General features: G+C 67.4%; 19 protein-coding genes and 1 tRNA gene. 9 read left to right on the top strand and 11 right to left on the bottom strand.

What is annotated here, in order from left to right; translation table 11 throughout:
• Window positions 1–197 precede the first annotated feature (197 nt).
• Window positions 198–1,214 (bottom strand): amino acid ABC transporter substrate-binding protein, encoded by a 1,017-nt coding sequence (locus tag ACUDCK_RS26055; RefSeq protein WP_059272682.1) that lies wholly within the window; start codon window positions 1,212–1,214, stop codon window positions 198–200.
• Between the two features lie 293 nt (window positions 1,215–1,507).
• On the opposite strand from ACUDCK_RS26055, the gene ACUDCK_RS26050 reads away from it, so the two are divergent.
• A complete protein-coding gene (locus tag ACUDCK_RS26050) occupies window positions 1,508–1,831 on the top strand; it encodes a YXWGXW repeat-containing protein (protein ID WP_162876609.1) in 324 nt (107 codons plus the stop codon).
• Between the two features lie 21 nt (window positions 1,832–1,852).
• On the top strand, window positions 1,853–2,014 hold the full coding sequence (locus tag ACUDCK_RS26045; RefSeq protein WP_175167019.1) for a hypothetical protein: 162 nt from the start codon (window positions 1,853–1,855) through the stop codon (window positions 2,012–2,014).
• Between the two features lie 51 nt (window positions 2,015–2,065).
• Here ACUDCK_RS26045 and ACUDCK_RS26040 read toward each other — a convergent pair.
• Window positions 2,066–2,150 (bottom strand) — tRNA-Leu (locus tag ACUDCK_RS26040).
• Window positions 2,151–2,268: 118 nt separating this feature from the next.
• Window positions 2,269–3,660, bottom strand: coding sequence for a nucleobase:cation symporter-2 family protein (locus ACUDCK_RS26035; RefSeq protein ID WP_054500551.1), 1,392 nt, complete (start codon window positions 3,658–3,660; stop codon window positions 2,269–2,271).
• A gap of 174 nt (window positions 3,661–3,834) precedes the next feature.
• Between ACUDCK_RS26035 and ACUDCK_RS26030 the strand changes: the two genes are divergently transcribed.
• The 3 genes from ACUDCK_RS26030 to ACUDCK_RS26020 all read left to right on the top strand — a co-directional run bounded on the left by ACUDCK_RS26030 (window position 3,835) and on the right by ACUDCK_RS26020 (window position 9,045).
• Window positions 3,835–5,220 carry a DKNYY domain-containing protein gene (locus ACUDCK_RS26030; RefSeq protein WP_244976856.1) on the top strand — a complete coding sequence of 462 codons (1,386 nt, stop codon included), beginning with the start codon at window positions 3,835–3,837 and terminating at the stop codon, window positions 5,218–5,220.
• 295 nt (window positions 5,221–5,515) lie between these two features.
• Window positions 5,516–7,405 carry a molecular chaperone HtpG gene (htpG, locus tag ACUDCK_RS26025; protein WP_054414709.1) on the top strand — a complete coding sequence of 630 codons (1,890 nt, stop codon included), beginning with the start codon at window positions 5,516–5,518 and terminating at the stop codon, window positions 7,403–7,405.
• A gap of 440 nt (window positions 7,406–7,845) precedes the next feature.
• Window positions 7,846–9,045 carry an MFS transporter gene (locus ACUDCK_RS26020; protein ID WP_054414716.1) on the top strand — a complete coding sequence of 400 codons (1,200 nt, stop codon included), beginning with the start codon at window positions 7,846–7,848 and terminating at the stop codon, window positions 9,043–9,045.
• A gap of 33 nt (window positions 9,046–9,078) precedes the next feature.
• Here the strand turns inward: ACUDCK_RS26020 and ACUDCK_RS26015 are convergent, their stop codons facing one another.
• From ACUDCK_RS26015 to ACUDCK_RS25980, 8 genes are all read right to left on the bottom strand, one after another.
• The gene (locus tag ACUDCK_RS26015; protein ID WP_175167021.1) at window positions 9,079–11,262 is read right to left on the bottom strand and encodes a TonB-dependent receptor; all 2,184 of its coding nucleotides are present in this window, start codon (window positions 11,260–11,262) and stop codon (window positions 9,079–9,081) included.
• A gap of 41 nt (window positions 11,263–11,303) precedes the next feature.
• A complete protein-coding gene (locus tag ACUDCK_RS26010; RefSeq protein ID WP_175167022.1) occupies window positions 11,304–12,764 on the bottom strand; it encodes an ABC transporter permease subunit in 1,461 nt (486 codons plus the stop codon).
• 10 nt (window positions 12,765–12,774) lie between these two features.
• A complete protein-coding gene (locus ACUDCK_RS26005) occupies window positions 12,775–14,163 on the bottom strand; it encodes an ABC transporter permease subunit (RefSeq protein WP_175167023.1) in 1,389 nt (462 codons plus the stop codon).
• On the bottom strand, window positions 14,160–14,870 hold the full coding sequence (locus ACUDCK_RS26000) for an ABC transporter ATP-binding protein (RefSeq protein WP_175143417.1): 711 nt from the start codon (window positions 14,868–14,870) through the stop codon (window positions 14,160–14,162). The genes ACUDCK_RS26005 and ACUDCK_RS26000 overlap by 4 nt, the downstream gene beginning before the upstream one ends.
• Before the next feature lie 236 nt (window positions 14,871–15,106).
• Window positions 15,107–16,417 (bottom strand): MFS transporter, encoded by a 1,311-nt coding sequence (locus ACUDCK_RS25995; protein ID WP_064527571.1) that lies wholly within the window; start codon window positions 16,415–16,417, stop codon window positions 15,107–15,109.
• Between the two features lie 32 nt (window positions 16,418–16,449).
• The gene (gene dgoD / locus ACUDCK_RS25990; RefSeq protein ID WP_006391563.1) at window positions 16,450–17,598 is read right to left on the bottom strand and encodes a galactonate dehydratase; all 1,149 of its coding nucleotides are present in this window, start codon (window positions 17,596–17,598) and stop codon (window positions 16,450–16,452) included.
• Window positions 17,595–18,248, bottom strand: a complete 654-nt coding sequence (locus ACUDCK_RS25985) for a 2-dehydro-3-deoxy-6-phosphogalactonate aldolase (protein WP_175167024.1) — start codon at window positions 18,246–18,248, stop codon at window positions 17,595–17,597. Before ACUDCK_RS25985 ends, dgoD begins: the two co-directional genes overlap by 4 nt.
• Window positions 18,245–19,261, bottom strand: coding sequence for a 2-dehydro-3-deoxygalactonokinase (locus ACUDCK_RS25980; protein WP_175167025.1), 1,017 nt, complete (start codon window positions 19,259–19,261; stop codon window positions 18,245–18,247). The genes ACUDCK_RS25985 and ACUDCK_RS25980 overlap by 4 nt, the downstream gene beginning before the upstream one ends.
• A 249-nt stretch (window positions 19,262–19,510) precedes the next feature.
• On the opposite strand from ACUDCK_RS25980, the gene ACUDCK_RS25975 reads away from it, so the two are divergent.
• From ACUDCK_RS25975 to ACUDCK_RS25960, 4 genes are all read left to right on the top strand, one after another.
• Window positions 19,511–20,341, top strand: coding sequence for an IclR family transcriptional regulator (locus tag ACUDCK_RS25975; protein ID WP_054500562.1), 831 nt, complete (start codon window positions 19,511–19,513; stop codon window positions 20,339–20,341).
• A gap of 191 nt (window positions 20,342–20,532) precedes the next feature.
• Complete coding sequence (locus tag ACUDCK_RS25970) at window positions 20,533–21,042, top strand: RNA polymerase sigma factor (RefSeq protein WP_054500563.1); 510 nt, start codon at window positions 20,533–20,535, stop codon at window positions 21,040–21,042.
• A 70-nt stretch (window positions 21,043–21,112) separates the two neighbouring features.
• Window positions 21,113–22,132, top strand: coding sequence for a FecR family protein (locus ACUDCK_RS25965; RefSeq protein WP_175167027.1), 1,020 nt, complete (start codon window positions 21,113–21,115; stop codon window positions 22,130–22,132).
• A 134-nt stretch (window positions 22,133–22,266) separates the two neighbouring features.
• Window positions 22,267–22,527 (top strand): helix-turn-helix domain-containing protein, encoded by a 261-nt coding sequence (locus tag ACUDCK_RS25960; protein WP_049076396.1) that lies wholly within the window; start codon window positions 22,267–22,269, stop codon window positions 22,525–22,527.
• The last annotated feature ends 2 nt before the right edge of the window (window positions 22,528–22,529 follow it).

Raw genomic sequence — 22,529 nt, 5'->3', positions numbered from 1 at the left:
GTTGGGCTCCTTGCGGGGGAATGATTGGGGTGGGGAGAGTAACGCATTTGGGCGGACTCGCTACGACGCCATCATAAACGGGGTTCAGGACGCGGCCGGCGCTTGGTGTGCTGTGCTTACATCTTGGAATGGATGGCAGCAGGGCGCACAAGAAAACGGGCGCTCTGGGCGCCCGTTCGTCCTGTCGGATAGCCGTCTTACCGCACCGGCCACCCATACATCAACCCGCCATTCCGATACGACGCGTTCAACCCCCGTGCCAGCTTCAGCGGGCTGCCGGCCCCCAGATTCTTCTCGAAGCTCTCGCCGTAATTGCCGATCTGCTTAATGACGTTGTAGGCCCACTTGTCATCCACGCCCAGGTTCTTGCCCATCCCCGGCGTCACGCCCAGCAGACGCTGAACGTTGGGGTTGGTGCTCTTGAGCATCTCGTCCACGTTCTTCGAGGTGACGCCGTATTCCTCGGCCTCCAGCATCGCGAACAGGGTCCAGCGGACCACGTTGAACCATTGCTCGTCGCCCTGGCGCACCATGGGGCCCAGCGGCTCCTTGGAGAAGTTCTCCGGCAGGATGTCGTATTTCTCGGGGTTTTCGAGATTGGTGCGGGCCGCGGCCAGTTGCGACTTGTCGCCGGTGAAGGCGTCGCAGCGGCCCACCGCGAAGGCGCGGACGATTTCATCCATGCGCTCGACCACCACCGGCTTGAAGGCGATGTTCTGCGAGCGGAACCAGTCGGACAGATTCAGTTCGGTGGTGGTGCCGGGCTGCACGCAGACGGTGGCGCCGTCCAGCTCCTTGGCGCTTTTCACGTTCAGCGACTTGTTCACCATGATGCCCTGGCTGTCGTAGTAGTTCACGCCCACGCCGATCAGGCCCAACGTGGTGTCGCGCGTCATGACCAGGGTGGTGTTGCGCGGCAGGACGTCGACTTCGCCGGACTGCAGCGCGGTGAAGCGCTGCACCGCGCTGACGGCCATGATCTTCGACTTGGAGGCATCGCCGAACATGGTCACGGCCAGCGCGCGGCACAGGTCCACGTCCAGGCCCGTCCAGCCGCCCTTGCTGTCGTTGACCGAGAAGCCGGCCACGCCGGTGGACACGCCGCACTGCACGAAGCCTTTGTTCTTGACGTTCTCGAACGTCGCGCCCGCGCTGGCGCCCCACGACGAGAGAAGAAGCGCGGCGCCTGCCGCGACGGTAGTCAGTGCTTTCATGGTGTCTCCGCGCGGGCGCGCAACTTATGGGTCTATGTCCGCCGACAGGCGGAAATGCGGCGAATGGTATCGGCCGGGCCTGGGGCGGAGAATCAGGGAATTCCCGTTAAATCCACTGGGCGGAATTTACGGGGCCGGATGGCGCCGGCGCGGGCCGCTGGCGTGAGGAGCGCTACTGCGGAAATCCACTGAAACCGTCTGCCCCCGACGCGTAACCATTTCGATAATTCCTTCCGCGCACACTGCCCTCACCGCGTCCGCATCGGCTGACGCGATTGCGAGGGAGATGCATCATGAAGAGTCTAGTCAAAGCCGCCATGACCGCGGGTGCCGCGGCGGTCCTGTCCCTGGGGGCGCTCGCCGTGCCCGGCGTCGCGCAGGCCGGCGTGGCCATCAGCATCGACGTGGCGCCGCCGCCGCCCCGGGTGGAAGTCGTGCCGCCGCCGCGCGTGGGCTATGTGTGGGCGCCGGGCCATTGGGAATGGGTCGGCGGCCGCCATGCCTGGATCGAGGGTGCGTGGCTGCCAGCGCGGCCGGGCTATGTGTATCACGGGCCTGAGTGGCGCCAGCGGCATGGGCATTGGGTGTATTACGAGGGGCGCTGGGGGCGGTATTGAGATCGCGCCTGGCGTGAAGCAATGGATCACGCTCAGGCGGAGGGAGACTCCGCGCGGATCATGATCGCTCGCGCCGGCGCGCCGGCCGCCAACCCAAGCTACCTGACGCTGCGCCGGGTCATGGATGCATTGGGCGTATCGCTCACCGCCGTCGCGAAGGGCAAGGACACCGCGCACGCATAGCGCCGCGCAAACAAAAAGCCGCTCTGCGTTGCAGGAGCGGCTTTTTCAATCTGGTGCCCGGGGCCGGAATCGAACCGGCACGCCTTGCGGCGGGGGATTTTGAGTCCCCTGCGTCTACCAATTTCACCACCCGGGCAGGCTGGTCGCGGAGCCGTCCAGGCGACGGTCGCGGGTAAAGCGAAGACCGCGATTATATGCGGTCTGGGAAAAATTGTCAGGCCAGGGGCCGACGCGGGGCGCGCCGGCCCGCGTGCTTACTTCTTTTCCGGCAGGAACCAGTTCATGACCAGCGCACAGATGCCGCCGGTGGCAACACCCGATTCCAGCACGTTTTTCACGGCGTGCGGCAGGTGCGACAGGATTTCCGGCACCTGCGACACGCCCAGGCCCAGGGCCAGCGACACGGCGATGATCAGCAGGGCGCGGCGGTCCAGGTGGATGCCGGCCAGGATGTTGATGCCCGAGGCGGCCACGGCGCCGAACATGACCATGGCGGCGCCGCCCAGCACGGGTTCGGGCACGGCCTGCAGCACGCCGGCGACGGCGGGGAACAGGCCCAGCAGGATCAGCATGCCGGCGATCCACACGCCGACGTGGCGGCTGGCGATGCCGGTCAGTTGGATGACGCCGTTGTTCTGGGCGAAGACCGAACTGGGGAAGGTGTTGAAAATGCCCGCCAGCAGCGAGTTGGCGCCGTTGACCAGCACGCCCCCCTTGATGCGCTGCATCCACAGCGGGCCTTCGACCGGCTGCTTGGAGACCTTGCTGGTGGCGGTGACGTCGCCGATGGCTTCGAGCGAGGTGACTAGGTAGATGATCAGCATCGGCACGAACAGCGCCCACGAGAAGCCCAGGCCGAAGTGCAGCGGCATCGGCACCTGGAACAGTGCGGCTTCGCGCGCGCCGGTGAAGTCCAGGCGGCCCATGTAGGCGGCGGCGATGTAGCCGACAGCCAGCGCCAGGACCAGTGCGGTGCTGCGGATCCACACCACCGGCACGCGGTTCAGCAGGATGATGGTGCCCAGCACCAGGCCCGACAGCGTCAGGTTCTCGGCGCTGGCGAAGGTGCCGTTGGCCATGGCGCCGTAGCCGCCGCCCATGCTGATGAGGCCGACCTTGATCAGCGTCAGGCCGATCAGCAGCACGACGATGCCGGTGACCAGCGGGGTGATGAGGCGCTTGACGAAGGGCAGGATGCGGCTGATGCCCATTTCGACGAAGGAGCCGGCGATGACGACGCCGAAGATCGCGGCCATCACGGCCTCGACCGGCGTGCCCTGCTTGACCATGACCGAGCCGCCGGCGATCAGCGGGCCGACGAAGTTGAAGCTGGTGCCTTGCACGATCAAGAGGCCCGCGCCCAGCGGACCGAAGCGCTTGCACTGCACGTAGGTGGCGATGCCGGAGATGACCAGCGACATTGACACGATCAGGGTGGTGTCGCGGCTGCTCACGCCCAGGGCCTGGCAGATCAGCAGGCCGGGGGTGACGATGGGGACCAGGATGGCCAGCAGGTGCTGCAGGGCGGCGACGAAGGCGACGGGGGCCGCAGGACGGTCGTCCGGGCCGTAGACCAGGTCGTGGCGGGGTTCGGCGTCGTCGGACGCGCCGTGGGAGGCAGGTTGGGTCAGGGAGGCGGGTTGCATGGCGGGGAGCCGGCCGGGGAGGGGGTAGGGGAGGAAAGTGCGGCATTTTAGCGGGGAAGGCCCTCGGGCGCAGCGCGTCTGCCCGCGGCGGCGGCAGGGGGCTTGATAGAATTCTGATCCGCCAACCAGGGGCCGCCGGCCCGGGAATCGATGCACAAGCGCACCCGAGGGATCGTGATCGTCCTGGTCTTGTTGACGGCCATCCTGCCGATGATGCTGCTGGTCTGGCTGATCGATGACAGTGGCGACGATTTCGCCGCGATCGACCATGGCGAGTCCTACGGCAGCAGCATCTACAAGCGCTACCAGGGCGAGGTCTACGCGGCCGTGCCGAGCAACGGCTATTACCGGATGCGCGAGGCGGATCCGGCGGGTTTCGAGACCTTCGACACGGGCCGCTACGACGGCCGGCAGGCGGCGCGTGACGGCCGCCACGTGTATTGCGGCAACCTGGTGCTGCCGGGCATGCGGCCCGCATCGACGCGCTACCTGGGCAACAGCTATTTCAGCGACGGCTCGGCCACCTACTTTTGCGACTTCGCCTCCGAGCGCAATCTCGAACTGGGCCGGCTGGATGAACTCTGGCAGCGGATCCTGTACCGCGCCGGCAAGGGCGACAAGCCGCAGACCTACCTGTATCTGTTCCTGGCCCTGCCGGCCAGCGCGCAAGCCTACCGGCCGCTGCTCGATCGCCAGTTGGCCACCGACGGCGCCCGCGTGTTTTACGAAGGCCGCGCAATGCCGCAGGCGGATCCGGCGCGGTTGCGTCGCATCGCCGCGATCCAGCGCGGCGAGACGCGGCCAGGCAATGACTTCTTTGCCGATGGCCGCCGGGTCTATTACCGCGAGACGCTGCTGCCGCTGTCGGACGATCCGGCGCTCTACACCTTCATGGTCGGCAATCTCCATAACCAGCCCTATCTGTTCGATCGGCGCGACGGCATGGTGTACCTGGGCGCGCGGGCCTTCGACCCGGCGCATGCGCCATACCGGTTGCTGGACGAGGCCGGCGGCCATGTGCTCCATGCGCTGTTCGCCAGCAAGGACGGCGTCTATTTCTACAACAGCGAAAAGCGCGCGGTGGAGCGGGCCGGTGACGATCCGTTCGCGGCGGGCGGCTTCACGGCGCTGTCGCCCTACGTGTTCCGGGACGGCCGCCAGGTGCTGTTCTTCCAGAGCAAGGAAGTCTGGAACCGCTCGCGCGGCGGCGGCGGCCTGCTGTCCAGGTCCACCCTGATCCTGCGGCTCAAGGATGCGCCCACGGGGCCATGGGCCAAGCTGGGCGACGTCTATCACGGCTACGGTTCGGTCTGGCGCAATGGTGACGCGCTCTATTACCTGGACGAACTGGGGGCGACCCAACTGATCCACAGCCCGATCTATCGCATCCTGGATCCGGCCGCGGCGGATTTCCTGCTGCGCTCCCAGGAGACCCGGCAGATCAAGGCGGATGACATCCGCAAGCTGGTGCGCAGCGGCAAGCTGGCGGCGCCCGAATCCGAAGCGGTGCTGGAGGCCAAGACGCGTTATCGCAGCGGCATCTGGTCCCTTTTTGATTGAGGCCGGGGCGGCGGTCTGGGCTTGTTTGCGCGCGCGCGGCTGGTCGGGAGCCGTTGCTTTGTTGCCGGGCTGAGCGCGCTTTGGCCGCTTTCGCCCGTTCTCCCGCCGGGCGACTCCGCGCCGGTCGGCCGTCACCGCGCGCCGGGCAGGCGCCAGGATGGCCGCCGCATCCCTCCGGGCCTTGAAATATTTCAGATGGCCCCCATCACAATAGCGTTTCCCGGAAAACGCCTGGGCCATGTGCCCCGCGATCCGGCTTCCTTTTGTCCCTAATTTTCCGACTTTTCATACAACGATGAGCCAGAACGCCACGTCCGAAACCCTGGGATTCCAGGCCGAGGTGAAGCAACTGCTGCACCTGATGATCCATTCGCTGTACAGCAACAAGGAAATCTTCCTGCGCGAGCTGGTGTCGAACGCATCCGACGCCTGCGACAAGCTGCGTTTCGAGGCCATCGACAACCCGGCGCTGCTGGAAGGCGATGGCGAGCTGGCCATCACCGTCAGCTATGACAAGGAAGCGCGCACGATCACCATCTCCGACAACGGCATCGGCCTGTCGCGCGAAGAGGCCGTGGCCAACCTGGGCACCATCGCCCGTTCCGGCACGCGCGAGTTCTTCTCGCAGCTGACCGGCGACAAGCAGAAGGATGCGCAACTGATCGGCCAGTTCGGCGTGGGCTTCTATTCCTCGTTCATCGTGGCCGACAAGGTCACGGTGGTCAGCCGCCGCGCCGGCGCCACCGACGCCATCCGCTGGGAATCCGACGGCCAGGGCGAATTCACCATCGCCGCCGCCGACAAGGCCACGCGCGGCACCGACGTCACGCTGCACCTGCGCGCCGACGAAGACGAGCTGCTCAACGGCTGGAAGCTGCGCGAGATCCTGCGCCGCTACTCCGACCACATCTCGCTGCCGATCCGCATGGCCAAGGAAGAGTGGGATTCGGAAAAGGGCGAGCAGGTCAAGAAGGACGAGCTGGAGACGGTCAACCAGGCCAACGCGCTGTGGGCCCGCAACAAGGCGGATGTGACCGAGGAACAGTACCGCGAGTTCTACAAGACGGTGTCGCACGACTACGACGACCCGCTCGCCTGGACCCACAACCGCGTCGAAGGCCGCAGCGAATACACCCAGTTGCTGTACGTGCCCAAGCATGCGCCGATGGACCTGTGGGACCGCGACGGCCGCCGCGGCGTCAAGCTGTACGTCAAGCGTGTCTTCATCATGGACGACGCCGACCAACTGCTGCCGTCGTACCTGCGCTTCGTGCGCGGCGTGATCGACTCGGCCGACCTGCCGCTGAACGTGTCGCGCGAGATCCTGCAGGAAAGCCGCGACGTGCGCGCCATCCGCGAAGGTTCGGCCAAGCGCATCCTGTCGCTGCTGGAAGACCTGGCCGAGAACAAGCCGGAAGACTACGCCACGTTCTGGTCGGAATTCGGCCAGGTGCTCAAGGAAGGCGCGGGCGAAGACCACGCCAACCTGGAACGCATCGCCAAGCTGATGCGTTTTGCCTCGACCCACACCGGCGACCAGGCCCAGACCGTATCGTTCGCCGACTACGTGGGCCGCATGAAGGAAGGCCAGGACAAGATCTACTACGTCACGGCCGACACCTTCGCCGCCGCCAGCAACAGCCCGCACCTGGAGATCTTCCGCAAGAAGGGCATCGAAGTGCTGCTGCTGTCCGACCGCGTCGACGAATGGATGCTGTCGTACCTGCGTGAGTTCGACGGCAAGTCGCTGGTCTCGGTGGCCAAGGGCGGCCTCGATCTGGCCGAGCTGGCCGACGAGGAAGAAAAGAAGCACCAGGCCGAAGTGGCCGAGGACTTCAAGCCGCTGGTCGAGCGCCTGCAGAAGACCCTGGAAGACCAGGTCAAGGAAGTGCGCGTCACGCTGCGCCTGGTGGATTCGCCGGCATGCGTGGTGGTGGGCCAGAACGAACTCAGCCCGCACCTGCTGCGCATGCTGAAGGCCGCCGGCCAGGAAGCGCCCAACGTCAAGCCGGTGCTGGAGATCAACCCGGAACACCCGCTGCTGGCCCGCATCCGCGCCGCCGACGACGGCGAGTTCGACCAGTGGGCCCGCCTGCTGCTCGATCAGGCCCTGCTGGCCGAAGGCGCGCAGATTGCCGACCCGGCGGCGTTTGTGAAGCGGCTGAATGCTTTGCTGCTGAAGTAAGCGGCGGTACGAAGGCAGGAAAAGGGCGCCCGCGAGGGCGCCCTTTTTCATTGGCGAGCGGCGGTTGGGGCCGGACGACCTCGTTGGGGATGGAATCGTGCAACCGGTCCCTGTTGTCCTCGACGCATATTCCCGCTCGGTAATTTCTTGATGAACAACGCGATTTCCGTGGAAAAAATTACCGAGCGGGAATTTTTCTTGTGCAATCCGCGCGCGTAAAACGTTTGGCGTTGACGGGCCGAGCGCGTTCCTCTCTCGAACCCCCCCCCCACGTCATTCATGACTCCAAGTCAAAAGTCTTTCCCCGTTTAGTCGCTTTTTCCGTAAGGGTATACCCGTCATACTGGCCGCCTGTCTTCCGATCAGCCCCGCCCCATGCGCCGGCCGTTGCCGCGACGCCGCTGGATTCCCTGGTCGGCGCATCCAACCAAGGAACCCGTATGTCCACCCATGAAACCCCGCCGGTGAAAGCCGGCCTGCCCTTGCTGGCATTGGCCGTCGGCGCCTTCGGCATCGGCGTCACTGAATTCTCGCCCATGGGCCTGCTGCCCGTGATCGCCGACGGCGTGGGGGTATCCATCCCCAGCGCCGGCATGCTGATCAGCGCGTATGCGATCGGCGTGATGGTCGGCGCGCCGCTGATGACGCTGGCGCTGTCGCGCTGGTCGCGCCGCAAGGCGCTGATCGTGCTGATGGCGATCTTCACGCTCGGAAACCTGCTGTCGGCGCTGTCGCCCAACTACACCACGCTGCTGCTGGCGCGCCTGGTGACCAGCCTGAACCATGGCGCCTTCTTCGGCCTGGGCTCGCTGGTGGCCGCCAGCGTGGTGCCGCGCCACAAGCAGGCCAGCGCGGTGGCAACGATGTTCCTGGGGCTGACCATCGCCAACGTCGGCGGCGTGCCGGCGGCGACCTGGCTGGGCCAGGTGATCGGCTGGCGCATGTCGTTCGCCGCGACCTCGGTGCTCGGCCTGGTGGCGATGCTGTCACTATGGTTCGCGCTGCCGGCGGGCGAAGCCGGGCGGCGCCCGGACATCCGTCACGAACTGGCGGTGCTCAAGACTCCGGTGGTGCTGGTGGCGCTGTTGACCACGGTGCTGGGCGCGGGCGCGATGTTCACGCTGTACACCTATGTGGCGCCGACGCTGGCCGAACTGACCGGCGCGTCGCCCCACTTCGTGACCGCGATGCTGGTCCTGATCGGCATCGGCTTCACCGTCGGCAACACCGCCGGCGGCCGCTTCGCTGACCGCTCGCTGGATGGCAGCCTGATCGCCTTCCTGGTGCTGGTGATCGCCGATCTGCTGGCGTTCCCGTGGCTGGCGCAGACCCCGGTGGGCGCCGCGATCGGCCTGCTGATCTTCGGCTTCGGCACCTTTGCCGTGGTGCCGCCCCTGCAGATGCGGGTGATGCGCGCCGCCACCGACGCGCCCGGCCTGGCTTCGTCGGTGAACGTGGGCGCGTTCAACCTGGGCAATGCGGTGGGCGCCGCGGCCGGCGGCGGCGTGATCTCGGCCGGGATGGGGTATGCCGCGGTGCCGATTGCCGGCGCAATCATCGCGGCGGCGGGCCTTGTGCTGGTGCTGTGGCAGCGCGCCGCCAACCAGCGCCAGCGCAAGTTGGCGGTGCAGGGCTGCTGAGCGTGAAGCGGGGCGACATCGCGATTCGTCCCGTCAGAACTCGAACGTCGCGCCCAGCTCGTACGTGCGGCCTGGCGCCAGCAACACCTGGCTGGTGGCCCGGCCGCCGTAGTAGGCGTACAGCTTGTCGGTCAGGTTGCGCACGCGGAAGGTGATCAGCGCCGGCCGCAGGCGGTAGCTGACCGCCGCATCCACGGTGGTGTGGCCGTTGATGCGGATCTGGTTGGCGTTGTCGGTGTAGATCTTGCCGGTGTGGTTCAGGCCGACGAAGAAGTTCATCGGCAGTTCCTTGAGCCGGTAGTTGGCGTACAGGTTGGCGACGCGCTCGGGCACATTGGGCAGGGTATTGCCCACGCGCGAGGTGCCGTCGGCTTCGGTCAGCGAATCGAAGCGCGCGTTCAGCGCCGCGATGTTGCCGGAGAGGGTCAGTTGCGGCGTGACGCGCCAGTCCGCCGACAGCTCCACGCCGCGCGACGATTGGCGGCCGTTGTTGACCGTCACGCGCGGGTCGTTGGCGTCGCGCGTCAACACGTTCTCCAGCTTGATGTGATAGACCGCCGCGGTCCATTCCACGTCGCCCAGGCTCTGCTTGAAACCGGCCTCCCATTGCTCGCCCTTGGCCAGCGGGAACGAAGCATTGGACTGCGACAGCAGGAACAGGGAGCCGACCGGGATGGTGGCATTGGTGTACTGCGCGTAGACCGAGGACGATGGCGTTACGTCGTATACCGTGCCCAGGCGCATGGAGTTGGCGCTGTAGCGGGTGCCGAAGGCGGTGTGCGTGCCGGCGTTCAGGTCGGTGATGCTGCGCTCGACGCGGATGCGGTCGTAGCGGTAGCCGCCGACCACGGTCCAGCGGTCGGTCAGCTTGAGGGAGTCCTCCAGGAACAGCGCGGCGCCACGCACGTCGGTGGTGAAATCGGTGCGGTTGCCTGGGCCGCTCATCAGCGCGGGGTCGTCGTTGAAATAGCCCACGTCCGGATTCCACAGCGAGACGCGCAAGGCATCGCCGGTGCTGGCAGAGCGGTTCGAGAAGCGCCGTTCGCTGTCCAGGGTGGTCTTGCTGAGTTCCCCACCGATCACGAACTTGTTCGACAGGCCGCCGAGGGTGCCGTTGTGGGTCGCGTCGAAGCGGTCGATCAGGTAGCGCTGGTGGTGCGTGATGATGGTCTGGTCGCGGTCGATCGAGCCAGGGGCGCTGAAGGTGGCCGATTCCGAGTTCTTCCACAGGCGGTCGACCTTGTTCATCGCCAGCTCATTGCGCAGCGTCCACGACGGCGTCAGTTGGTGCGTGACCCGCGCCCGCACCCAGTAGGCTTCGGCCTCATTGCGATCGTCGAGCACGTTGTAGTTCTTGCCAGCCAGCGCGCGGTCCAGGACGCGGCCGTCGGGCGTGCTGACCACGCCGGTGGGGTCCTTGGCCAGACTGCGCGGGATCAGCGGCGTGCCCCAATAGGCGTGGCCGGTGTCGCGCGAGTAGTCGAATGACAGGTCCAGGCGGGTGGCGGGCGCGACGTCAAAGGCCACGCCGGTGGTCAGGTGGTCCAGCTTGTTGCTGTTGCGCGCGATGGTGCCAACGCGGCCGTCGTTGTGGCTGTAGTCGATGCGATAGGCGCCGGTCTCGCCGAAATTGTCGCCCAGGCCGATGCCGGTGCGCGTGCTGCCATAGCTGCCGTACGAGAACATCGCTTCGCGCGAGGGGTTGTCGCGGTCCGGTCGCTTGGTCTGGAAATTGACGATGCCGCCAATGGCGCTGTCGCCTTGCAGCACCGAGGCCGGGCCCTTCAGGACCTCGATGCGCTCGTAGTTCCAGGTGTCCTCGACCCGGTTGGTCGAACCGGCGCCCGACATGCGCAGGCCGTCGTACAGGTACAGGATGTCGGTGAAACCGCGCGAGGACAGCGTGGTGGGCGAGGACGGCGGGCCGCCGCCGGCCAGGCCGGTGGCGCCGCGCAGGGCTTCGCTGAGGGTGGCGGCGCCGCGTTCGCGCATGGCTTGCTGCGACACGATCTCGACCGATGCCGGCGTTTCGCGCACGGTCAGGCCCAGCCGCGAGGCGCTGCTGCTGCGGCTGTCCAGGTGCAGGCTGTCCGCGTCGCTGGCGGCCTCGACGCGGATGCTGGGCAGTTCGGCCTCGCGCGCCTGGGCCTCCTGGGCCTGGACGTTGGGCACGGCGGTGCAAGCCGCGAGCGCGGCGGTGGATACGACTCTTCTCATGACGCTTTCCCGAAACTCGATGGGGGTGAAAAACCTGTCTGTCAGACCACGCGATAGCGGCGCAGGCGCCAGCCAGCCAGCGCCAGCAGCAGCGCGGCGGGCGCCAGCAGTTGCAGCAGCGCGCGCAGGGCACGGCCGCGGACGGCGGCGGGGTCCTCTTCCTGCCACTGGAAGACCGGCATGCCGGGGAAGTCCTCGGGCGTGATGGCGCGGCTGGCCTCGATGCGGGGCAGGAAGAAATCCTTCCAGGCCCGGTGATAGGCATCGATCTGGCGCATGAAGTGCGCGTGGCGGCGCTGCCCGGTGCCGGCCAGCGCAGTGATGCCTTCATAGGCCACCGCCGCCGGCGACAGCACGCTGTACCGGGCGACCAGCGCCTGCTGGCGTGCCATCTGCGCGTCGAAGCGATCCAGCTCGGGCTGCATCGCCGCGTCCACCTGGCGTTCGACCCGCGCATGGCCCAGCGGGCGGCCAGTGATTTCCAGGTGGCCGTCGCGCGGGATCAGGGAGTCGGGTCTGTCCATGTGCCCATAGTCGGTCGACAGCAGGGCGGCGTTGTCGCGCATGGCCAGCGCCGTCGCCACGCGGGTGCGCGTGGCCAGCTCGGCGCGCGACGGCGCCGGACTGGCATAGGCCGCCACCAGGTTCAGGATCACCGGCACCACCAGCACCAGCAGGACCCAGCCGACCATCAGGATCATGGCGTTGGCGGCCGAGGACTTGCCGAAGGCATTGACCGCCACCACGGCCGCGAACCAGAACAGCGCGTAGGCGCCCACCAGCAGCGCCCACCACAGCGTGGCGCTGGCGGCCTGCAAGGCCTGCGGGCGGGCGATCAGCAGCGCCACCACCGGCAGCAGGACGGCCGCGCCCAGCAGTACCGCCGCGCGCAGAACGATCTTGCCGCTGACCAGCGTCAGCAGCGACAGCGGCTGCGACAGCAGCAGGCGCAGCGTGCCGTCCTCTTTCTCGCCGGACAGCAGGTTGTAGCCGAGCGCGAAGATCAGCAGCGGCAGCAGGTAGACCACCACGAACGCCAGGTCGAAGTGCCCGCTGAGCAGGTGCCAGGGGTTCTCGATGTCGTTGTTGTGGATGAAGTTGACCTTGCTGTCGTAGGTCACCTTGAACTGCGAAGGGAACAGGTCGGTCTGGCCCAGCGCCACGGGTGCGAGCGGCACGCTGGGCATGATGGCGTAGTGCGCGCCCAGGCCCCCGCCCATGTTGGCGGGACTGGCCGGGTTGCCGAATGGCGTGGGGGTTTCGCTGCCGTCCATGATGCGCTGTAGCTGCGCAAGCTGGCCGGCGCGGTTCTGCGCATCGGCGCGCGCCAGCGCGGCCTGGGCCTCGTCGCGCAGCGAGGTCTGCAGCAGGCCGTTGAAGACGGCATAGCCCACCAGCAGCAGGAACAGCAGGCCGCACAGCCACAACGCGCGCTCGCGCGTCAGCAGGCGGAGTTCGTGCCGCAGGACCATCCCGAAGCGGCGAAATTGCGTATCGTGCACCAGGGGTCTCCTACAGGGCGGTCTGGCGGGCCACGGCGCGCCAGGCAAAAAGCAGGCTCAGCAGCAGCGCGGCGCCCAGCATCAGCAGGCTCAGGCGCGCGTGGTGCAACGCCCAGCCGGCGGCGGGCGGCTGGTACTTGAAGGGCGGCACCCGCGCCCACAGCGAGGGGCTGGCCTGATACGAGAAATGCAGGTGTTCCTGCGTGTCGGCGTGCGCCACCAGATCGGCGCTGACAATGTCCTGGATCACGCGGCGCTGCCGTTCGGCGGCGGTGGTGAAATCGCGATGGTGGGCGAAGTCGGTGCCGGCCATGGCGGCCGACAGCGCGCGCACGGCCAGCAGCGGCATCAGCCAGCCGGCCGATTCCTGCACGGTCTGCTGCCGTTCCCAGGTGTCCCACAGGCGGCCGAAGTGGCGGTCGTAGACGGCGTAGCTGGACTGGTCGTCGAGCTTGAGCGCCAGGCCCCACTTGTTCAGCGGCACGTCGCGGCTCCAGCGCTCGGTGGTGCCGAAGGCCTGCATCCAGACGCGGTCCGAGGTGGCCTTGAGGTCGTCCTGCAAGGCCTGGTTGAATTCGAGACGGGTCGGGCTGGGATAGAGGCCGCGCGACAGTTCGGCCATGACGCGCGGCGTGATCACCGTATTGGCGATCCAAAGCGCCAGCAGCACCGTGATCGCCACGCGTGACGAGCGCGCCGCCGCCGACACGCCCAGCGTGACAAAGATGAAGATGGCCAGGTACACCGTGTAGCCGCCCGCCAGCACGGCGAAGCGCCACAGCGCGTCGGCGCGCCCGCCGGCCAGCCACACCGCCACGACGGCCGCCAGCGCGGCCGGCACCAGCAGCAGGCCGAGGCTCATGGCCAGGGCGGTGGCCTTGCCCCACAGCAGGCGCCACGGGGCGATGCCCAGGCTCAGCGTCTGGCGCAGGATGCCTTGCTCGCGCTCGCCGGAAAACGCGTTGAAGCCCAGCACGATCACCAGCAGCGGTCCCAGCGCCTGCAGGATCCAGGCGGCCGACAGGTCGCCAAACCGCTGCAGCCCGGTGGCGTCCTGCGCCGGGCGGAACTTGACCTCGCTCTGGCGGTGCGCCTGCAGCCACACGGTGCTGCCGATGTACGGATTGATGCCGGGATCCAGCAGCGCCAGCGTGGTGTCGGGCTTGAAGACGTGCATGCCCTGGTGGGCGGCATCGTGCGGATGGCGCGCGCCCTGGCGCAGCCAGTCGCCGTAGTCGGTGTTCTGGGCCGCGGCCTGCTCGGCGCGCGCTTCCTGCTGGTGCAGGTAGCCCACCGACAGCGCGGTCAGCAGCAGCACCGCGACGATGCCGCCAGCCCAGTACAGGCGCCCGTCGCGCAGGCGTTCGCGCAGGTCCTTGAGGGCGATCAGCAGAATCATGCGCCGGTCCTCATGTGCGCCAGGTACAGCGCCTGCAGGTCGGTGTCGTCGATCTGCTGGCTGTCCAGGCTTTCGACCAGCCGGCCGCGCTTCATGATGCCGACGCGGGTGGCGGTCTGGCGGGCGTGGAACAGGTCGTGGGTGGTGGCGAGGATCGCCACGCCACGTTCGCTCGCGCGTTGCAGCAGGCGGGTGAATTCCGCGGCGGCGGACGGGTCCAGGCCGGAGGTGGGCTCGTCCAGCAGCAGCGCGCGCGCGTCCTTGGCCAGCGCCACGGCGATCCAGACCTTCTGACGCATGCCCTTGGAATAGGCGGCGACGCGCTTGTCGGCCGCGGCCGGGTCGAGGCCGACCTCGGCCAGCAGTTCCAGCAGGCGCGTGCGCGGCGGCGCCTCGCCCAGCGCCAGCGCGGCGAAGTAGCGCAGGTTCTCCAGCCCGCTGAGCGTGCCGTACAGGTTCACCTGCTCGGGGATGTAGGCCACGTGGCGCTTGCTGGCCAGCGGTTCGCGCGCCACGTCCAGGCCGTGGATCAGGGCCTGGCCGCCGTCGGGCGCGATGAAGTTCAGGAACAGGTTGATGGTGGTGGTCTTGCCGGCGCCGTTGGCGCCCAGCAGGCAATAGATTTCGCCCGGCTCGATGCGCAGATCCAGCGGGTGGAGCGCGATCTGGTCGCCGTAGCGTTTGGTCAGGCCGATGGCTTCGAGCACTGCGAGTCCTTCTTCGTCGGAAGATGCGGGGGGAACAATGGGAGGGGTGGGGCGGACCGGTCGGGTGACTTGGCGGTCGAGTTGGGAACGGCTATCAATAGATATGATATAACATAATGTGATTATACTGCGCATACCTCGCGCGGAACTTCGCTCGAATCGACGACACAAAGCAGAAGGGCGCCCACGTGGGCGCCCTTCGTTGCGGTTGCGGTGCGGCGGCGACGCCGCGCGGATCAGGCCTCGATCCGCTCCACCTTGCCCACCAGCAGGATGTACGACAGCGCGCCCAGCAGCGCCAGCGACGACACATACACGATGGCCGGCGCGAAGCTGTCCTTCGACACCAGAAAGCCAATCACGATCGGCGTGCAGATCGACGACAGGTTGCCCACGAAGTTGAACACCCCGCCGGTCAGCCCCAGCAACCGCACCGGCGCCAGCGCCGACACCAGCGACCACGTGATCGACGCCAGGCCGTTGCCGAAGAATGCCAGCGCCAGGAAGAAGATCACCCATGGCGTCGAGTCGGTGAAGTTGGCGCCGATCATCGACGTCGAGATCAGCAGCCCCAGGATGATCGGCAGCTTGCGCGCCAGGCCCACGGTGGCGCCGCGGCGGATCAGGAAGTCCGACAGCACGCCCGAGCACAGCACGCCGATGAACGCCGCCAGGAACGGCACCGACGCCAGGAAGCCCGACTTGATGAAGTCCATGCCGCGGTACTTCACCAGATAGGTGGGGAACCACGTCAGGAAGAACCACAGCGTCGAGGTCAGGCAGAACTGGCCCAGGTACACGCCCCACAGCTTGCGCTGGCTCATCACCAGGCCCAGGTCGTTCCAGTTGAAGGGCGCCTTCTTCTCGGTGACGCGCTTGTCCAGGTCGACCACGCCGCCGCCCTTCTGGATCAGCTCGATCTCGGCCGCGTTGGCGCCCTTGAACTGACGCGGTTCACGGTAGATCAGGTACCACAGCACGCCCCAGACGATGCCCAGCAGGCCGGTGCTGACGAACACCATGTGCCAGCCGTAGTGGTGCTGCAGCCAGGCCAGCACCGGCGTCAGGAACGCCAGGCCGACGAACTGGCCCGAGGTGTAGAAGCCGATGGCGGTGGCGCGTTCCTTTTCCGGGAACCAGGTCGTGACGACGCGGTTGTTGATCGGATAGGCCGGGGCCTCCAGCGCGCCCACGGCCAGGCGCAGCACGAACAGGATCACGAAACTGCCGGCAAAGCCCATGAAGAACGTCGCCGCCGACCACAGGATCAGCGCGGCCGCGTACAGCACGCGCGGCGACACGCGGTCCACCAGCCAGCCGCCGGGGATCTGCATGGCGGCGTAGGTCCAGCCGAAGGCCGACAGGATCAGGCCTTCGTGCACCGTGTCCAGGCCGAACTCGTCCTTGAGCGCGGGCGCGGCGATGGACAGGTTGCTGCGGTCCAGGTAGTTGATGACGACGGTGATGAACAGCATCACCATGATGAGATAGCGGCTGCGCGTCGGCCGCTGGGCGCTTTGCAGGCCCGGGTGGGTGGCGGTGGTCAAGGGGGTCTCCTCTTTCGCTTTTTTCTACCGGCTTACCACTCGGCGAAGCTGCCGTCGGCGTGGCGCCAGATCGGGTTGCGCCAGCGGTGGCCCACCGCCGCGCGTTCTTTCACGTATTCCTCGTTGACCTCGATGCCCAGGCCGGGGCCCTGCGGAATCGCGACCATGCCGTTCTCGTAGGCGAACACCTCGCGGTTGCTGACGTAGTCCAGCAGGTCGTTGGCGGCGTTGTAGTGGATGCCCAGGCTCTGTTCCTGGATGAACGCGTTGTAGCAACCGGCGTCGATCTGTAGGCAGGTGGCCAGCGCGATCGGGCCCAGCGGGCAGTGCAGCGCCAGCGCCACGTCGTAGGCCTCGGCCATGGCGGCGATCTTGCGCGTTTCGGTGATGCCGCCGGCATGCGATGGGTCCGGCTGGATAATGTCGACATAGCCGTCGGCCAGCACGCGCTTGAAGTCCCAGCGCGAGAACAGGCGCTCGCCCAGCGCGATCGGCGTGGAAGTCAGCGGCGCCAGTTCCTTCAGCGCCTCGTAGTGTTCGCTCAGCACCGGCTCTTCGATGAACATCAGCTTGAACGGGTCCAGTTCCTTCATCAGCACCTTGGCCATCGGCTTGTGCACGCGGCCGTGGAAGTCCACGCCGATGCCGACATTGGGGCCGACCGCGTCGCGCACGGCGGCCACGTTCTCCAGGCACTTCTCGACCTTGTCGAACGAATCGATGTACTGCAGTTCCTCGGTGCCGTTCATCTTGACGGCCGTGAAGCCGCGCTCGACCGCACCCTTGGCGGCCGCGGCGGTATCGGCCGGACGGTCGCCGCCGATCCACGAATACACGCGGATGCGGTCACGCACGTTGCCGCCCAGCAGTTGCGACACGGGCACGCCCAGGTCCTTGCCCTTGATGTCCCACAGCGCCTGGTCGATGCCGGCCAGCGCGCTCATGTGGATGGCGCCGCCGCGGTAGAAGCCGCCGCGGTACAGCACGGTCCAATGGTCCTCGATGTTGCGCGGATCCTTGCCGATCAGGTAGTCCGACAGTTCCTCGACGGCGGCGGCCACGGAATGAGCGCGGCCTTCCACCACGGGTTCACCCCAGCCGACGATGCCGGCGTCGGTCTCGATCTTCAGGAAGCACCACCGCGGCGGCACGATGTAGGTAGTGAGCTTGGTGATCTTCATGCTTGGGTCTCCTGGGCGGGATAGGCGCGTTGCCAGGCGGCGACGAAAGCGCGCGCGTTCTGGCCGACTTCGGTGGCCGACAGGCCGGGTTTGTACAAGGCGGAGCCCAGGCCGAAGCCGCTGGCGCCCGCCTGGGCGTAAGTGGAAAGGTTGTCGGGGGTGATGCCGCCCACCGGCACCAGCGCGATCGGCGGGCGCATCACCGCGCGCCAGGCCTTGAGCACGGCCGGGCCGAGCTGTTCGGCGGGGAACATCTTGAGCACGTCGGCGCCGGCGGCCAGCGCGGCGAAGGCTTCGGTCGGCGTGGCCACGCCGGGGCACGAGGCCAGGCCGGCGGCCTTGGCCGCGCGCACCACGGCCAGGTCGCTGTGCGGCATGACGATCAGTTCGCCGCCGGCGTCCTTGATGCGCGCCACGTCATCGGGGTTCAGCACCGTGCCGGCGCCCACCAGGCAGTCGGCCGGCACCGCGTCGCGCATGGCGCGGATGCTGGCCAGCGGCTCCGGCGAATTCAGCGGCACCTCGATCAGGCGAAAGCCCGCCTCGTACAGCGCTTGGGCGACGGGCACGGCCTCGGCGGGCGTGATGCCGCGCAGGATGGCGATCAGGCCGCAATGGGCCATGGCGGTTTGCAGTCCGGTATGGGTCATGATGTGGTCTCGGAAGAAGAGGGGGCGGGCACCAGCCCGGCGGAAACCGCCAGGTGCCACAGGCCTCGTTCGGTGGCGTGTTGCGCCAGTCGCGGCGTGCCCAGGCCGTAGTGCCGCAACGCCAGGATGTAGCGCTGGCACAGCGCGTCGTCGCCGCACAGCACGATGCGCGGCAGCTCGCCCTGCAACCGCAGCATGTCGGCCAGCGCGGAAATCTCATGGCCGATCAGCAGGCCCGACAGGTAATCGGCCTGCGACACGCCGGCCAGTTCGCCGGTCAGCCCCAGCGCGCGGGTGCTGAAGATCGTCGACAGCACGCCGGCGCGGCCGGCCGGCACGCCAGCCACCTTCAGGCCGCGCTCGAAGGCCGCCATGTCGGAGGTCGGCGCCTCGACCATGGTGCGGCCCAGGATGGTGTGGCCGCGCAGCGCGGCGTAAACCTCGCCGGTCATGAAGGTGTCGAAATGCGTGACCTGGCCGCGACGCGCGTTGACCCATTTCGAATGGGTGCCGGGCAAGCCGATCAGCACGCTGTCGGCGGGGTCGTCGGTCTGGTCGAACAGCACGCCGAATACCTGCGTTTCTTCGCCGCGCATCACATTGGGCAGGCCATGCCGCTGGATCAGGCCCGGCACGATGTGCACGGGCGTGGCGCCGTTGCGCTCGACGCGGGTCAGCAGGGTGCCGATGCGTTCCAGGGCCACCGGCACGTCCAGGTAGGCGGCTTCCCGCCAGCCTTGCGCGCTGCCGACCATGCCACAAGCGATCACGGGAAGATGGGGCTCTGCCCGCAGCCAGTCGCCGCAGGCCTGCTCGAACGCCAGTTCGAAGCCCGATTGGCCGCTGGGCGTGGCCGCGCCGTCCTGCAAGGGTTGCGGCAGGCGCATGATGCCCCACGGCAGATGGCGGGTATCCAGCGTGCGGCCGGCGCCATCGAGGCGGTAGGCGCGCAACGAAGAGGTGCCCCAGTCCAGCGCTATGAGAGCCGCGCGGGCAGGCGATCCGGTTGTCATCAGAATCTGTCTCGTCTCGGGCCGGCGGCGCGCTGCGGACGCGGGCGCGCGCATTCGCGGCGTACGCGGCAGGCAGGGGCTGGCCAGCCTTGTTGTCGTCAGGCCCGCGACGGCGCCGGGGCGGCGGCGGACGGGCTGGGAAAAATTCTAGATCAGCGCTTGAAAAATCTCAAAATATAGAATTAAATCCCATATATAGGGAATTAGTTTCCCGTTCGCCAATCCCGGTTTCCAGCCCCTGTTCCCTCCATGTCCGATTCTTCCCCCGCCTACGATCCCGACGCCGCGGCCCCCGCCGGCACGCAGACCCTGATGCGCGGATTGGGCGTGATCCAGGCCGTGGCCGCGGGGGCGCGCGATCTAAAGGACATCTGCGCCCACATCGGCGTGGCGCGCAGCACCACGCACCGGCTCGCCAGTTGCCTGGTGCAGGAGCGCTACCTGCGCTCGCTTCCCGGTGTCGGCTACGTGCTGGGCCCCAAGCTGATTGAACTCGGCTTCCAGGCGCGCGAAGCCTTTCCCATGGCGACGCTGGCGCGTCCGTACCTGGACGGCCTGGCCGCCGAGACCGGCGACACCATCCATCTGGCGGTGCGCGACAACGACGAAGTGCTGTACCTGGAAAAGATCCCCGGCAAGAAGGGCCTGGAGATGCGCTCGCGCGTCGGCCACCGCATGCCATTGGCCGCCACCGGCGTCGGCAAGGCGCTTCTGCTGGATGCCGACGAGCCGCAATGGAAGGCGTTGCACCGCGTCGGCGCGCCGGTGTCCTCGCGCGCGCCGGGCGGCCGCCAGACCTGGGAAGCCTTCCGCGACCGCATGCGCGACTACGCCGCCAACGGCTACGCCTTCGACCTGGAAGACAACGAACCCTCGATCCGCTGCGTGGCGGCGCCGGTGCGCGACGCGTCCAGCGGCATCGTCGCCGCCATCAGCGTGTCCAGCACGGTGCCGTACATGTCGTTGGAACGCATGAACGAGATGGTCGACGTGGTCAAGGACGCGGCGGCGCGCATCTCCGCCGAGCTGGGCTGGAAGGTGCAGGGCGGGCCCGCCAAGACGCGCGACGCCGGCACATAACGCGTCGCGCTGGCAAAAAAAGGGCGACCTCGTCACATGACGCGGGCTGTCCGCCGGCGCCGCCGGCATCGGTCAAATCTCCGACCAATCCATATGCCGCCGCGACCGGCGGGACGCCCTATCGGTGCTAGTCTCTCGCTCAATCATCAATGACGCTCATCACGATTGAGTAGATTCCCGGCGACGAGCAAGTGGCGCCCCAACCTGATGTCGAGCGCCTGTATGCCGCCCATGCCGAGCGGCTGCGCCGTTACCTGTTCCTGAAGACCGGCGAAGCCGAACTCAGCGCCGATCTGGTGCAGGACTGCTTCGCGCGGCTCCTGGCCCACCACGAAGACCTCCCGCCGGACGACAGCGCGCTGGCCTACCTCTACGCCATCGTCAATCGCCTGCTCATCGACCATCGCCGCAATCACCATCAATCCCGCACCGACATGGCGGCGGATGACCTGCTTGAGGACGTGCGCGATCCGCGCACCGCGCCCGACGTGCATGCGCACGTGCGCCGGCAACTGGCGCGTCTGGCCGCGACGCTGGCCGAACTGCCGCCGCGCACGCGGCAGATTTTCAGACTCTGCCGCGTCGAGGGCCTGAGCCATGCGGAGGCCGCGCGCTATCTGGATATCTCGCCCAGTTCGGTGCAGAAGCACCTGGCCATGGCCCTTGAACTGATGCGTGAACGCCTGGGGCGGGATCCGTGAGCCTGCGCAATGAACGCGCGCTCTGGCCACTTTTTTTACTGTCTTTCGCGCCTGGCCCGTTATCCCTTTCATGAAGATCCCATCACGTATCCATCGCGAACGACGCCTGCGTCGCCAGGCCAGTCTGTGGGCCGTGCGCCTGGAGGCCGGCGCGCTCACCCGGGCTGAACGACGCCGCCTCGATCATTGGCTGGCGCGCGACGCGCGCCACGGCCCGGCCCTGGCCGATGCCGAAATGACCTGGGCCCTGGCCGGCCCCTGCCGCGATGCGCCCTCGCTCGCGCAGCCGGCGCCGACGGCGCGGCGCTTCTCCTGGCGTGCCTGTGCCGAGGCATGGTGCCGAGCGCATCTCATGGCGCCCCGACGGCGCGCGTTTGCGCTGGCTTGCGCGGCTTTGGTCGTCGCCGGCACGATCAATGGGCCGGACCTCATCGAACCCTGGTTGGTCGACTATCGCACCGACGTCGGCGAAATCCGTTCCGTGGCGTTGCCCGATGGCAGCCGCGTATTGCTGGGCAGCAACAGCGCGCTCGATGTGGCATACGACGCTTCGATCCGTCGGGTGCGCCTGCTGCGCGGCGAAGCGGTGTTCTCGCCGGCGCCTACGGGGGCGGCCGAGCCGCGCAGGTTCGTGGTGGAGAGCGCGGGCGCCAGCATGACCGCGCTGGGCACGCGCTACGCCGTGCGGCGCCAGGATGCCGGCCACGGCTGGATGGGCGTGTTGCAGCATCGTGTCGAACTCGCGCTGGATCGTCCGCCCACTGCTGGCGTTGCCCACGCGGCGCTGACAGCCGGCGATAGCGCCACCTTCAGTCACGCCGCCGGGATCGGCCGCAGTCCCGTCGCGCCCGCGCGCGGGGCCGCCTGGGCCGACGGCTATCTCATTTTCGACGGCGAACCCCTGGAGCAGGTCCTGCAACGCATCGGCGATTTCCGGCGGGGCCAGTTGATCCTGGCGAACCGCGCCGCGGCGCGCAGACCGGTGCATGCGCTGTTTCACCTGGATAACCTGGACGGCGCGCTGGCCATGCTCTGTAGCGAGCTGCGGCTCACGTGGCTGCGGCTGCCGGGGGTGACACTGCTGTACTGAATTCTCGAATACAAATCATGTGCTGTAAATCCAAAAAACAAATCATGATTTGTATGTGTGAAATACAGCCTATATTGCGTATACGCCATTTACAGCCTATGCTTTGTAAACCTGAAAAACAGCGTGAGACGTGTATGGCCGACTACACCGTACGCACCGCGGAGCAATTGCCGGCATTGCTTCAGGCATTCCGAAAAAAGGCCGGGCTGACCCAGGCCGCCGCTGCTTTGCGGCTGGGTATCACGCAACAGACGCTTTCCGCCTTGGAGCGCAATGCGGAAAAGGTCGGTGCGGATCGGCTCCTGCAATTGCTGAGCATCCTGGGCGTGGAACTGGTGTTGCGCGAACCCGATGAACCGCCGGCAAGCCGGCAGGTGTCCGATCAGGACTGGTGAGC

It is taken from the genome of Achromobacter sp. CF-sbj1-Ac2-l (assembly GCF_052698165.1).
The sequence above is the reverse complement of the archived record's forward strand: the minus strand, read 5'-3'. Positions and strand labels throughout refer to the sequence as shown.

Bases quoted from the DNA above. Each gene is read 5' to 3' on its own strand.
- ACUDCK_RS26055 (WP_059272682.1), bottom strand. From the start codon at position 1,214: ATGAAAGCACTGACTACCGTCGCGGCAGGCGCCGCGCTTCTTCTCTCG.
- ACUDCK_RS26050 (WP_162876609.1), top strand. From the start codon at position 1,508: ATGAAGAGTCTAGTCAAAGCCGCCATGACCGCGGGTGCCGCGGCGGTC.
- ACUDCK_RS26045 (WP_175167019.1), top strand. From the start codon at position 1,853: ATGGATCACGCTCAGGCGGAGGGAGACTCCGCGCGGATCATGATCGCT.
- ACUDCK_RS26035 (WP_054500551.1), bottom strand. From the start codon at position 3,660: ATGCAACCCGCCTCCCTGACCCAACCTGCCTCCCACGGCGCGTCCGAC.
- htpG (WP_054414709.1), top strand. From the start codon at position 5,516: ATGAGCCAGAACGCCACGTCCGAAACCCTGGGATTCCAGGCCGAGGTG.
- ACUDCK_RS26020 (WP_054414716.1), top strand. From the start codon at position 7,846: ATGTCCACCCATGAAACCCCGCCGGTGAAAGCCGGCCTGCCCTTGCTG.
- ACUDCK_RS26015 (WP_175167021.1), bottom strand. From the start codon at position 11,262: ATGAGAAGAGTCGTATCCACCGCCGCGCTCGCGGCTTGCACCGCCGTG.
- ACUDCK_RS26005 (WP_175167023.1), bottom strand. From the start codon at position 14,163: ATGATTCTGCTGATCGCCCTCAAGGACCTGCGCGAACGCCTGCGCGAC.
- dgoD (WP_006391563.1), bottom strand. From the start codon at position 17,598: ATGAAGATCACCAAGCTCACTACCTACATCGTGCCGCCGCGGTGGTGC.
- ACUDCK_RS25985 (WP_175167024.1), bottom strand. From the start codon at position 18,248: ATGACCCATACCGGACTGCAAACCGCCATGGCCCATTGCGGCCTGATC.
- ACUDCK_RS25980 (WP_175167025.1), bottom strand. From the start codon at position 19,261: ATGACAACCGGATCGCCTGCCCGCGCGGCTCTCATAGCGCTGGACTGG.
- ACUDCK_RS25975 (WP_054500562.1), top strand. From the start codon at position 19,511: ATGTCCGATTCTTCCCCCGCCTACGATCCCGACGCCGCGGCCCCCGCC.
- ACUDCK_RS25965 (WP_175167027.1), top strand. From the start codon at position 21,113: ATGAAGATCCCATCACGTATCCATCGCGAACGACGCCTGCGTCGCCAG.
- ACUDCK_RS25960 (WP_049076396.1), top strand. From the start codon at position 22,267: ATGGCCGACTACACCGTACGCACCGCGGAGCAATTGCCGGCATTGCTT.